Origin of the sequence: Janthinobacterium sp. 64, assembly GCF_002813325.1 — a bacterium.
Taxonomy (GTDB): domain Bacteria; phylum Pseudomonadota; class Gammaproteobacteria; order Burkholderiales; family Burkholderiaceae_D; genus Janthinobacterium.
On the sequence record NZ_PHUG01000001.1, the window covers coordinates 5,791,664 to 5,803,465 of the forward strand.

Consider the following 11,802-nt stretch of genomic DNA (forward strand, 5'->3'; position numbering starts at 1 on the left):
TGGCGGTGCGTGCGCAAGCGGCGCCGGATAGGCGTCGCCATGGTGCTGCGGTATTGTACGGCTTGCACGCCGCTCTGCCCATCCGCACGCGCAAGGGCGTTGCAAATGGGCGTCAAGCCAGCCTTATTTCAGCTTGCGCCCGATGGCCACCACGGCGATCACGGCGCCGGCAAACAGCAGGCTTTCGCCCGTCAGTGGCTCGTGCAGCAGCACGGCCGCGCCCAGCAGGGTGAGGAAAGGCTGCAGCAACTGCGTCTGTCCCACGCGCGCCACGCCGCCCAGCGCCATGCCCCGGTACCAGAAAAAGAAGCCGATAAACATGGAAAACACGGAGATGTAGGCAAAGCCCAGCCAGGCCGCGCCGCTGGCCTGCGCCATCAGCGCGCGCTGCGGCCAGGCGTTCCACAGCACCACAGGCAGCACGAACGGCATGGCCAGCAGCAGCGCCCAGGAAATCACATGCTGGCCCGGCATCGCTTGCGCCAGGCGTCCGCCTTCCGCATAGCCGAGTGCCGCCAGCAGCACGGCGGCAAAGATCAGCCAGTCTGCCAGGTGGAAGCTGCCGCCGCCCTGGCGCAGGGCGAACGCCACCACCAGCGCCGTGCCGAGCAGGGCCATCAGCCAGAATCCCGGCGAGGGGCGTTCCTTGCCGCGCAGCACGGCAAATACAGCCGTGGCCAGCGGCAAAATGCCCACCAGCACGGCGCCGTGCGAGGCGGGCAGGCTGCGCATGGCGATCGACGTCAGCCACGGAAAGCCCAGCACGCAGCCCAGCGAGACGAGCGCCAGCGGCAGCCATTGCTCGCGCCGCGGCAGGGGCGCGCGCTGCTGCCACAGCCACAGGCCGGCCAGGCAGGCGGCCACCAGGGCGCGGCCCAGGGCGACAAAAGTGGGATCGAGTTCGGCCACGGCCAGGCGCGTGAAGGGCAGGGTCAGGCTGAAGAGGGCGACGGCGATCAAGCCTAGCAGCAACCCCTTGCGGTCATCGCTGAAGCGGGGCGGGTGGCTGGCAGAGGCGGCGGTGCGCGTGAGTGAAGACATGGGTTTCCTGGTGCGTGCGATAAGGGAAAGGCATGGATTTGTGTGATCCATACTGCTATCCTAGGCGTGAATAGCAGTACAGTACAAATACACTTTCACGCATAATTTCACATACTGTAATGGTCATATGAGCAATACACTCGCCTCTCCATCCCTGCCCTTGCTGTCGCGCGCCTCGGGCGAAACGCTGATCGACCAGATCGTGCGCTCGCTGGCGGCGCGCATCGACGACAAGCTGCTGCGCGGCGGCGCGCGCATGCCGTCGATCCGCCAGTGCGCGGCCAGCCTGGAAGTGTCGTGCGCCACGGTGGTGGCCAGCTACGACAAGCTGGTGGCGCGCGGCTACCTCGAATCGCGGCGCGGCGCGGGCTTTTTCGTGCGCGAGCGCTCGCCGCTGAACGCGCCGGCGCCGCCCGCCGGCGCGCAGGACGCGGTGGCGCAGCCGATGGACGTGGTGTGGCTGATCCGTAACATGTTTCGCCAGACGCCGGCCATCCCCGCGCCCGGCTCCGGCATGCTGCCCGCCGAGTGGCTCGACGGTGACCTCGTGGCGCGCGCCTTGCGCGACGTCAGCCGCCAGCCCGGCAGTTTGCTGCTCGGTTACGGCGCGCCGCAGGGTTTTTTGCCGCTGCGCCAGCAATTGCAGCTGAAACTGGCGGAGCTGGAAATCGCCTGCCCGCCCGAGCAGATCGTCACCACGGTGGGCGTGATGCAGGCGCTGGACCTGGTGGCGCGCGAGTTTGCCCGCCCCGGCGAGACCATTTTTGTCGACGATCCCGCGTACTGGCTGATGTTCGGCGCCTTTGCCGCCATGGGCATGCACGTCATCGGCATCCCGCGCCTCGGGGACGGCCCCGATATCGCCGTGCTGGCCGAACTGGCGGCGCTGCACCGTCCCAGGCTGTACGTGATCAACTCGGTGCTGCACAACCCCAGTTCGACGTCGCTGTCGGCGGCCAAGGCCTTCCAGGTGCTGCGCCTGGCCGAACAACATGATTTTCTCATCGTCGAAGACGATATCTATTGCGACATGCACCCGGGTGGCGCGGTGCAGCCGGCCACGCGCCTGGCCGCGCTGGACCAGCTGCGCCGCGTGATTTACCTGGGCGGCTTTTCCAAGAGCCTGGCGGCGAACCTGCGCGTGGGCTTCATCGCCACGTCCCCGGAGCGGGCGCAGCGCCTGGCTGACCGCAAGATGCTGGCCACCCTGACCAGCAGCGACATCGGCGAGCGCGTCGTGTATAAGATCCTCTCGCAGGGGCTGTACCGCAAGCATGCGGAGCGCCTGCGCGCGCGGCTCGACAAGGTGCGCGACGGTACCTACCGCAAGGCCGAACGGGCGGGCTTGCGCTTCGAACCGGCATCGGCGGGCATGTTCGTGTGGGCCGATGCGGGCTGCGACACGAATGTGCTGGCCGAAAAGGCGCTGGCCGAGGGGCTGGTGCTGGCGCCGGGCAGCCTGTTTTCGCCGCGCCAGCTGCCGTCGATGCGCATGCGCCTGAACCTGGCCACGGTGCAGGACGAGCGCATCTGGGCGTTTTTCGACCGTACACTGGGCTGAAACAGCACATTTTTCGGGAGCTCTTGAAATCGCTGGCACCATCCCCAACTTCTTGAAATCCGTCCCATCCACAAGACTATGAGGTAAACATGGCTGTCTCCGAAAAGCAAACCCTGGGTTTTCAGACCGAAGTGAAGCAAATGCTGCACCTGATGATCCATTCCCTGTACTCGAACAAGGAAATCTTCCTGCGCGAATTGATCTCGAACGCGTCCGACGCGGCCGACAAATTGCGCTTTGAAGCGATCGATAACGACGCCCTGTACGGCAACGATCACGAATTGAAGATCAAGGTCAGCTTCGACAAGGATGCGCGCACCATCACCATTTCCGACAACGGCATCGGCATGACCCGCGACGAGGCGATCTCGCACCTGGGCACCATCGCCAAGTCGGGCACCAAGGAATTCTTCGGCAAGCTGTCGGGCGACCAGCAGCAGGACGCGGCCCTGATCGGCCAGTTCGGCGTGGGCTTCTATTCGGGCTTCATCGTCGCCGACAAGATCACCGTCGAAACGCGCCGCGCCGGCGCGGACGCTCTTGACGGCGTGCGCTGGGAGTCAAGCGGCGAAGGCGATTACAGCATCGAGACCATCGAAAAGACGGGCCGCGGCACGGACATCATCCTGCACCTGCGCGAAGGCGAAGACGAACTGCTGTCGAGCTGGAAGATCAAGTCCATCATCCGCAAATACTCGGACCATATCTCGCTGCCGATCGTGATGCAGAAAGAAGAGTGGGACGACGAGAAAAAAGAAACCGTCCTCAAAGACGAATTTGAAACCGTCAACCAGGCCAGCGCCCTGTGGGCCCGCAACAAGGCCGACATCACGCCGGAACAGTACGACGAATTCTACAAGCACGTGTCGCACGACTTCCAGTCGCCGCTCACGCATACGCACAACCGTGTGGAAGGGCGCAGCGAATACACCCAGTTGCTGTACATCCCGGCCAAGGCGCCGTTCGACATGTGGGACCGCAACAAGCGCGGCGGCATCAAGCTGTACGTCAAGCGCGTCTTCATCATGGACGATGCCGAGCAGCTGATGCCAACCTATTTGCGCTTCGTGCGCGGGGTGATCGACTCGGCCGACCTGCCGCTGAACGTGTCGCGTGAAATCCTGCAAGAATCGCGCGACGTCAAGGTGATCCGCGAAGGCTCGACCAAGCGCGTGCTGGGCATGCTGGAAGAGCTGGCGAACGCCGACGAGCAGGACAAGAAAGACAAGTACGCCGTCTTCTGGAAGGAATTCGGCCAGGTGCTGAAAGAAGGCATCGGCGAAGACGCGGCCAACAAGGAACGTCTGGCCAAGCTGCTGCGCTTTGCGTCGACCGCCAACGACAGCGACGAACAAATCACCTCGTTCGCCGACTACGTGGCGCGCATGAAGGAAGGCCAGGACAAGATCTATTACGTCACGGCCGACAACTACGCCGCCGCGAAAAACAGCCCGCACCTGGAAATCTTCCGCAAGAAGGGCGTCGAAGTGCTGCTGCTGACGGACCGTGTCGATGAATGGATGCTGTCGTTTATCCAGGACTTCGAAGGCAAGGAACTGGTCTCCGTCGCAAAAGGTGGCCTGGACCTGGGCGCGCTGGAAGACGAAGCGGAAAAGAAAGAGCACGAAGAAACGGAAACCTCGTACGCCGACCTGGTGGGCAAGATGAAGGCCGTGCTGGCCGACAAGGCCAAGGACGTGCGCGTCACGTTCCGCCTGACCGATTCGCCAGCCTGCCTGGTGGCCGATGAAAACGAATTGTCGGGCAACCTGCTGCGCATGCTCAAAGCGGCTGGCCAGAGCGCGCCGGAATCGAAGCCGATTTTGGAAATCAATCCGAACCACCCGCTGGTGACGCGTCTGAAGTATGAAGACGCGGAGGGCGGCAAGTTCGGCGACTGGGCCAACATCCTGTTCGACCAGGCCATGCTGGCCGAAGGCGGCTCGCTGGCCGACCCGGCCAGCTTCGTCAAGCGCCTGAACGAATTGCTGCTCAATACGGCGAAGTAATTCTCTTGCCGTGGTACGTAGGTCGGATTAGCGTAAGCGTAATCCGACACGGCGGCTGATGCATCAAGGCCGGCCCTTTCCTCGCGAAATGGCCGGCTTTTTTCATGCGCGATGTGCAGCGCCGCATGCGCATGCCCCCAGCCCTGGCAGCGGCGACTTCAGGCATAATTGCCCCTTGTTGAATTTAATCCGTCGATGGCCGGCATGGCCGTTGGTGCAGGAGCCTGTCATGTCAGTGAGTACCCGCGACGCCCTTTTGAAAAGCGCAGAGATCCACCTGCGTTCGAAAGGCTACGCCGCTTTCAGTTATGCCGATTTGTCGGAAGAAATCGGCATACGCAAGGCCAGCATCCACCATCATTTCCCCACCAAGGAAAACCTTGGCGTGGCCTTGATCACGCAATATATCGAGGTGTTTACGGAAAAGCTGCAAGCGATCGATGCGGCGCATGCCGATCCGGTCGAACGCCTGCGCGCGTTCGGCGGGCTGTTCCTGGCCAGCGCCAACGATCACTTGCTGCCGCTGTGCGGCGCGCTCGCGGCTGAAATGGCGGCGCTGCCCGAATCGCTGCAGGCCCTGGGCCGGCAACTGATGGCGCAGCAGCTGGACTGGATGGCAAACAATCTCGCGCTGGCGGCGCAACTGCACGGCTGGACCTTGCGGAAGCCGCCGAAGGATTATGCGTTCATGCTGCTCAGCGCCTTGGAAGGCGCCAGCTTTATCGGCTGGGCCCTGGGGCCGTCGACCGATCCGCTGGCTGCTTTTCATTACATGCTCGACAATCTGGCGTAGCGCCGGCAAGCCCGCTCAGGCCAACAGGGCGGGCTTGGCGATCATCAGCGCGCAGATGGTCAAAAACACGGCCAGCTTGAGGCACAGCCAGGTTTTCAGGCTGGCGCCCGCCTGCGCGTATCCCTGTTCCATTTTCTCTTCCACCTTCGCTTCCACCTTGTCCGCCCAGAAATGGTCGATGGCTTGCGCGCCGATAAACAGCGCGAGGGACAGCCGCATCCAGCCCATCTGCAGCCACGCCCATTCTTGCTGGTACAGCAGGACCAGCCCGCCGGCGAGCAGCAGCCAGCCGGCGACGGCGATCTGCTGATGGAGTTTATGTAATGTATCGCGGCCAGTGGCATCTCGCATCAGATGCAGCAGGCGCGGCGTGAGCATCATCGGCCCGATGAAGGCGATGGCGGCGACGATGTGCAGTATCAGCAGGAGTGTGTAGGTGTGCATGGCGTTTTCGTATCGGCAAGGACGGTTGTTTGCGGAACGTTTAGAATAAGATTTACTACCTGCTTACGCTACTCGCATTCATGGCAAAAACTGCAGCGCATGGAGAACCCCGCAAACGGCCGTCCCAGGCCCGATCGGCTGCCACCGTCGCGGCGATGGTGGAGGCGGCTGCTCGCATTATCGAGGTGCGGGGCTGGGCCGCGTTGACGACGAATCACGTTGCCGAGCTTTCTGGCGTCAGCATCGGCTCCCTGTACCAGTACTTCCCGTCGAAAGAGGCGCTGCTGGCCGAACTGGTGCGCCGCGAACGCGCGCTGCTGCTGCACGACGTGGGGCTAGCTATGGCGCTGGAGGGAGAATTGCCGTGCGCGATAGAACAAGGTGTGATGGCCGGCCTCGCGCACCAGTTCAGGCGCCCTGCGCTTGCCCTCGCGCTGGAATCGGCGCCATCGTCGCCATCGTTGCAGCGTGAGGAAGAGGCCTTGCGGCAGGCGCTCGCCGGCCAGCTCGCGGATCTGCTGGCGCGTCATGGCGTCGCCGATCCTGATATGGCGGCCGCCGACGTGATGGCGCTATGCCGCGGCATCATCGACGCCGCGGCGTTGCGGGGAGAATCGGATATGGCGTCGCTTGCGCGGCGCCTGGGACGCGCGGTCCACGGCTACCTGGACACGGCGGCGCCTGCGAGGGAAGCCGCCGCCAGCGCTTAAGGGAGGATGCAGCCGTCCAGGCCGCAGACATCTCCGGCCGATGCGGCCAGATCCTCCTGGGAGCGGGCATGCATTTTTTCCAGTGCCTGCAGGAATACATCTTGCGGCTGTGCCCCGGAAATGTGCGTCCCGTTGCCAAAGACGAACAGCGGCACGCCGGACGCGATGCGCGAGGCCTGGTACTCATCGTCCTGCACCTGCTGGCGCCATTGCGGTGTCGACCAAGCCTGCTCCACCACTTCGGCAGGCACGCCCGCCTGCGCCGCGAGCAGGGCGAGGGAATCGCGGTCGAACAGCGACTTGCCGTGCGAAATACTCTGCGCATACAGCACTTCGACGAGGCGCTGCTGCGATGCCGCGTCGCCGGCGGCCTTGACGAGCATGTGCGCGTCCATGGTGTCGCCAAACAGCATGCTGTCGAAGCGGTAGTCCAGGCCTTCGGCTGCCCCATGCGACTGTACCGAATACAGCATGCCCTCGGCGGCCAGCGGATCGCGAAACTTTTTCAGCAAGGCTGCCTTGATCGGTTCGGCCTGATGGTTCGGCGCGATGCGGTAAGCGCGCAGCCTGACCTGCACGGCGTCCCTGTGTTCGAAAGCGGCGAGGGCCTTGTCGAAACGGCGCTTGGCGATCCAGCACCAGGGGCAGACGAAATCGGACCAGATATCGACGACCAGCGCTTGAGTGTTGTGTTTCATGGTTGCTCCTTGAATGGCCGGCCTGGCGTGCTGCCAGGCCGGCTGATGCGGCGGTATCAAGCCTTGTCAAATGCGTCCAGCACGTGGGTGCTGTAGACAAGGGCGGCGCCGGCATTGAGGTTGATCGCCACGCCGAGCGCCTCGGCGATTTCCTCGGTGGTGATGCCCAGCTTCTTGGCGGCGGCCGCGTGGAAGGCGATGCAGCCGTCGCAGCGCGTGGTGACGGCCACTGCCAGCGCGATCAGTTCCCGTGTTTTCGCATCGAGATGGTTGGTCTTGTCGCCGGCGCCGCCCAGTGCGGCGATGCCTTTCATGGTGTCGGGCGTCAATGCGTTCAGTTGCATCGCACGCGTATTGATATCTTGCCGAGCTTGTTTCCAGTCTTCCATCATTTCCTCGCTATGCAGGCGCTTGCGCGCGGGTTGGGTTGATTCCATGCAGGGGAATCAGGCCTCGATAATTTCCAGAGTGGGCAGCATGCGGATGGCCTTCGAGAAATTGGCCAGGTTGACCGACGTTTTGGTGACGGCCTGGTGCAGTGCTTCGACGCGTTCGCGCGACGCATCCGTGTGCAGCCGCACCACGTAGCTGACTTCGTCGTAGCCGGGATTGACGTTCTCGTCCAGGCCGAGGAAGCCGCGCAGGTCCAGCTTGCCGTCCGTTTCGATTTCCAGGCTGTGCACGGTGATGCCCATGGCCGCCGCATTGGCCGCGTAACCGACCGACAGGCAGGCGTTGAGGGCGGCCATCAGCAGCTCTTGCGGATTGGGCGCCGTGTTTTGGCCCAGCAATTCATGCGGTTCGTCCGAGGCGATCTCGAAATGGCGCGCATGCTTTTCACCGCCCAGCACATAGTGGCTGACGGTGGCCACGCTGCGCGTCTGGTGTTGCCAGCGGGTCTTGACGTTGAAACGGGCTTCGCCTTTGTCGGGATGGCCTGCCACGCCCTGGGCGAATTGCTGCAATGCTGCCACGTTGATGCCATTGAGCATGTTGGCGCCTGCCGCCGCGCCATAGGCGGGATAGTCGGTGTAGCCCTGGGACGGGGCACCGCTGGCGCCGTAGTAGGTCGAGCGGTCGCTGTCGGCCAGCGGCCAGTTGTTTTGCATGCGCTCCACCAGATCCGGGTTGGAGATGAATGGCATGCCGAAGGCGATCAGATCGAGGTCGCCTTTTTCCAGCTCGCTGCGCGCCAGTTCCTGCGTGAAGCCGCCCGCGCCGATCACGGTGCCGCGGTAGGCCTGGCGGAACTGCGCGCCAAAGCCGGGCGGCACTTGCGCCGCCGTGATGGTCGGCTGGTAGTTCAGGTGCACATAGGCCAGCTTTCTCGTATCGAGCGCCTGCGCCACGCTGCTCCACACCTGCGCTTCATCGGCATAGGCGCGCATGTCGTACAGGCGGCCGAACGGCGAGATGCGCACGCCGACCTTGCCGCTGCCGATGGCGGCCGACACGGCGTCTATGGTGTCGAGCAAAAAGCGCTGGCGGTTGGCGATGCTGCCGCCGTACTGGTCCGTGCGCGTATTGACGGCGCTGCTGAGGAACTGGTCGAACAGGAAGCCGTTGGCGGCCATGATCTCGATCCCGTCAAAGCCGGCGTCGATAGCGACTTTTGCCGCATGCACGAAGTCGGCGGTGACGCGCGCGATCTCGTCGACCGTCAGTGCGCGCGGCACACTGGGCAGCACCGGTCCCGCCTTGCCTGGCTCGATCCAGGCGTAGACGGTGGTGTTTTCCGCCGCCACGTCGCTGGGACCGACGGGCGCCATGTTGCCCGGCTGGATAGATACATGCGACATGCGGCCCACGTGCCACAGCTGGGCGAAGATCTTGCCGCCCTTGGCATGCACGGCATCGGTCACCTGGCGCCAGCCCTGGCCCTGTATGTCGCTATGGATGCCGGGCGTGTACAAATAGCCGCGGCCTTCATCGGAGACGGGCAAGCCTTCGGTAACGATCAGGCCGGCCGAGGCGCGCTGGGCGTAATACAGCGCCGTGAGCGCATCGGGATTGTTTTCGAGCGTGCGCGTGCGCGTCATCGGCGCCATGACGACGCGGTTGGCCAGGGAAGTGCCGGACAGCTCATAAGGGGTGAACAGTTGATGCATGTAATGCCTCGCAAAGGATCGAATGCGCCGTGGCGCGGAAGGATTGCCGGGTGAAATACCGGGTGCGAAATAAGTCTACCATCTAGTAGGTAGGCAAGTCAACCGGCCGCAGCGCCGGCAAAATCGCTATGATGCGGCTTTGCACGGGACGATACGGATGATGGCAATGAAGAAGCGCCTGATGGCGGGCCTGGGCGCGCATGCGCTGGGCTGCCTGCTGTTTATTGTGTTGAGCTGGCTGGGATTTTTCCTGTACACGCAGCTGTTCGGCAGCCTCGGCTCGCGCGGCGTGGCCGGCGGCCTGGCCTTGCTGCTGGTGTTCTACGTGTATGCGGCCACGAATTTGCTGCTGGCGCTTTTGCCGCCTGGCTGGTGGAAGCCTGTGCTGTGTGCCTTGCTGGGCGCGGCCGTGCTCGCGTATCTGCTGCCCCAGCATCCGCTGCGGGCGATTTACTTCAGCGTGCTGGCGGGCGGCTTGAGCTGGCTGGCCGTGCTGGCCAGCGCGCGTTTAAGCCGATACCTGCGCGGCTGACAGGCCGTTTACAAAAGCGGCGACGGCGACGGCGGCCGCTGCCGGCGCTGCCTGCAGCAGCATGTGCGGCGCGTCGATATCGGCCAGCTGCGCGCCTGGCGCCTGCCGCAGTATCTGCACGGCGTTCGCCGGCGGTACCAGGCGGTCGTGGCGGGCGCGCAGATACAGCACGGGCAGGCTGCCGCGCGCGAAGCTGCGCGAGGCGTCGTTTTCGCGTATTTCCAGCACGGCGCGCAGGCGCTGGCGCAGCACGCTGGGCGGCACTTGCGCCAGCGCCGCGGCCAGTTCATCTTGCAGTTGCTGCGTCGCATACGGCGCCAGCAGCGCCTGGCGCAGGGCGAAGCCGGGCATGGCGCCAAAAGGCACGAGGCCGAGCAGGTGGCGCAGCGGCGCCAGCAGCGGGCGCGGATTGCGCACGAAGGAACAGCACAGGATCAGGGCGCGCATGCCGGGCGGCGGATCGGCGCGCAACGCTGCCCCCAGCGGGCCCGAAAACGATTCGGCCAGCACGACGAAAGGGCGGTTGCGCGGCAAGCGTTCGCGCACGAAGGCTTCCAGCGCCGCGTAATCGAGCGGCGCGGCCGGATAGGCGATGGCCAGGGTGTCGATGGCGGTTTGTGCGCGCAAGGCGGCGTCAAAACGGTGGAACAGACTGGCCGTGCCATCCATGCCGGGCAGGAGGACAAGCAGGGGTGGGGCGTGTGTGGGTATCGTCATTGCGGCCATCATAGCAGTCGTGCCGGCATATGCACCGTCCGCCAGCCGCGCCGCATGGGCGCTGGCGCCATGCTAGAATCGCCGGCGCGCCATGCGTGGCCAGTGGCCAGTGGCCACGATAGCGGCCAAATCTCCCGACAGACAGAATCATGCATATCATTTTTTCGAATTACCGCACCCTGGGCGGCGCCTTGCTGGCAGCGGCCTGCGTCCTTTCCCAGCCTGCCCGCGCCACGGCGGCACCCTCGGCACCGGCCGCGAAAAGCCTGTCGTCCTTGCTGGCCGGCGGACCCTTGCCGCGATTGAGCGAAGACCCGCAAGTGCGCGCGGCCCTGTTCGATTTCTTCGGTTACGCGCGCGGCAGCTATACGGAAGACGATGAATTGCTGCTGGCGCAGGCGCTCGAAGCGATCAGCGAAAAGCGCGACGCCACGCGCACCGCGCTGGCCGATGGCCGCCAGTTGCTCGCGTCGATGAATGACCGCAAACAGGGCCGCGAACGCGGTGCCATGCTGCTCGACAAGCGCGGCGCCATCATCGCTTTTGGCCTCGTCAACGGGCATTGCCGCCTGGAGGGCCAGCCGCTGGCGAAAGTCTGCAATCCCGATCCGAATGCCGTGCTGACGGTATTTCACCGCAAGGGCATGCTGGTCGGCGAAGCGGCGCCCTTGCTGGCCTGGGCCAGGCAATTGCCGCCCATGCTGGCGCTGATCGCGGGCGACAAGGAAGCGGGCGCCGATGGGCAAAAGATCGCCAGCGTGGAATATGTGCTGGCGCAGCCGGCCCTGCCGGGCTGGAACCGCGCCCAGCTGCCGCCCGCGTATCCGCCGGCGCTGCTGCCGCTGCTGCTCGATAAATCGACGGTGCTGACGTCGGCCGGCGCCGGCGTGTTTGCCTATCCGCTCACCTTGAAGGGCAAGAAACAGAACAATGTGCTCGACCATGCGGAAGGCCGTCCGCCGCGCGACCTGGAAGTGGCGCTGCGCAGCTATGCCAGTTTCGATGCGGTGGTCGAGCGCTACCGCCAGCTGGCCAAGGGCGCCAGGTTGCAGCGCAATGAGCGCACGGCCTACCTCGATGGCAACATGGGGCAGGGCAGCTACCGCGTCTACATCCGCAACACGGGCGCCGATGGCGTGATGATCGACGTGGCGCTATGGCAGCGCAAGCTGGCGGCCGGCCGCTGAAT

General features: G+C 64.5%; 12 protein-coding genes and 1 pseudogene. 6 read left to right on the forward strand and 7 right to left on the reverse strand.

Going from position 1 to position 11,802, the window contains the following annotated elements; translation table 11 throughout:
* Positions 1 to 123 precede the first annotated feature (123 nt).
* On the reverse strand, positions 124 to 1,041 hold the full coding sequence (locus tag CLU91_RS25515; protein WP_100876356.1) for a DMT family transporter: 918 nt from the start codon (positions 1,039 to 1,041) through the stop codon (positions 124 to 126).
* A gap of 127 nt (positions 1,042 to 1,168) precedes the next feature.
* Here CLU91_RS25515 and CLU91_RS25520 point away from each other — a divergent pair, with 127 nt between their 5' ends.
* The 3 genes from CLU91_RS25520 to CLU91_RS25530 all read left to right on the forward strand — a co-directional run bounded on the left by CLU91_RS25520 (position 1,169) and on the right by CLU91_RS25530 (position 5,404).
* Positions 1,169 to 2,602 carry an aminotransferase-like domain-containing protein gene (locus CLU91_RS25520; RefSeq protein ID WP_232730883.1) on the forward strand — a complete coding sequence of 478 codons (1,434 nt, stop codon included), beginning with the start codon at positions 1,169 to 1,171 and terminating at the stop codon, positions 2,600 to 2,602.
* An 89-nt stretch (positions 2,603 to 2,691) separates the two neighbouring features.
* Entirely contained in the window at positions 2,692 to 4,611 is a 1,920-nt protein-coding gene (gene htpG / locus CLU91_RS25525; RefSeq protein WP_100876358.1) for a molecular chaperone HtpG, read from the forward strand.
* Positions 4,612 to 4,840: 229 nt separating this feature from the next.
* Complete coding sequence (locus CLU91_RS25530) at positions 4,841 to 5,404, forward strand: TetR/AcrR family transcriptional regulator (RefSeq protein WP_100876359.1); 564 nt, start codon at positions 4,841 to 4,843, stop codon at positions 5,402 to 5,404.
* A gap of 15 nt (positions 5,405 to 5,419) precedes the next feature.
* Here the strand turns inward: CLU91_RS25530 and CLU91_RS25535 are convergent, their stop codons facing one another.
* Positions 5,420 to 5,848, reverse strand: a complete 429-nt coding sequence (locus CLU91_RS25535; protein ID WP_100876360.1) for a hypothetical protein — start codon at positions 5,846 to 5,848, stop codon at positions 5,420 to 5,422.
* 80 nt (positions 5,849 to 5,928) lie between these two features.
* Between CLU91_RS25535 and CLU91_RS25540 the strand changes: the two genes are divergently transcribed.
* Positions 5,929 to 6,558: a TetR/AcrR family transcriptional regulator gene (locus CLU91_RS25540; protein ID WP_100876361.1), complete on the forward strand. Its 630-nt coding sequence runs from the start codon at positions 5,929 to 5,931 to the stop codon at positions 6,556 to 6,558.
* Here the strand turns inward: CLU91_RS25540 and CLU91_RS25545 are convergent.
* The 4 genes and pseudogenes from CLU91_RS25545 to CLU91_RS25555 form a co-directional block, all read right to left on the reverse strand.
* The gene (locus tag CLU91_RS25545; RefSeq protein WP_100876362.1) at positions 6,555 to 7,256 is read right to left on the reverse strand and encodes a DsbA family oxidoreductase; all 702 of its coding nucleotides are present in this window, start codon (positions 7,254 to 7,256) and stop codon (positions 6,555 to 6,557) included. The genes CLU91_RS25540 and CLU91_RS25545 overlap by 4 nt on opposite strands.
* Positions 7,257 to 7,312: 56 nt before the next feature.
* Complete coding sequence (locus CLU91_RS25550; protein WP_035826564.1) at positions 7,313 to 7,645, reverse strand: carboxymuconolactone decarboxylase family protein; 333 nt, start codon at positions 7,643 to 7,645, stop codon at positions 7,313 to 7,315.
* Between the two features lie 57 nt (positions 7,646 to 7,702).
* Positions 7,703 to 8,248, reverse strand: a complete 546-nt coding sequence (locus CLU91_RS28730) for an OsmC family protein (protein WP_269800656.1) — start codon at positions 8,246 to 8,248, stop codon at positions 7,703 to 7,705.
* A 21-nt stretch (positions 8,249 to 8,269) separates the two neighbouring features.
* A pseudogene (locus tag CLU91_RS25555) lies at positions 8,270 to 9,364 on the reverse strand (alkene reductase); the annotation flags it as partial.
* 166 nt (positions 9,365 to 9,530) lie between these two features.
* Here CLU91_RS25555 and CLU91_RS25560 point away from each other — a divergent pair.
* A complete protein-coding gene (locus CLU91_RS25560; RefSeq protein WP_100876364.1) occupies positions 9,531 to 9,896 on the forward strand; it encodes a hypothetical protein in 366 nt (121 codons plus the stop codon).
* Here the strand turns inward: CLU91_RS25560 and CLU91_RS25565 are convergent.
* A complete protein-coding gene (locus CLU91_RS25565) occupies positions 9,873 to 10,613 on the reverse strand; it encodes a serine aminopeptidase domain-containing protein (RefSeq protein WP_100876924.1) in 741 nt (246 codons plus the stop codon). The two genes, CLU91_RS25560 and CLU91_RS25565, sit on opposite strands and share 24 nt — an antisense overlap.
* Before the next feature lie 149 nt (positions 10,614 to 10,762).
* Between CLU91_RS25565 and CLU91_RS25570 the strand changes: the two genes are divergently transcribed.
* Positions 10,763 to 11,800, forward strand: a complete 1,038-nt coding sequence (locus CLU91_RS25570; protein WP_100876365.1) for a hypothetical protein — start codon at positions 10,763 to 10,765, stop codon at positions 11,798 to 11,800.
* The last annotated feature ends 2 nt before the right edge of the window (positions 11,801 to 11,802 follow it).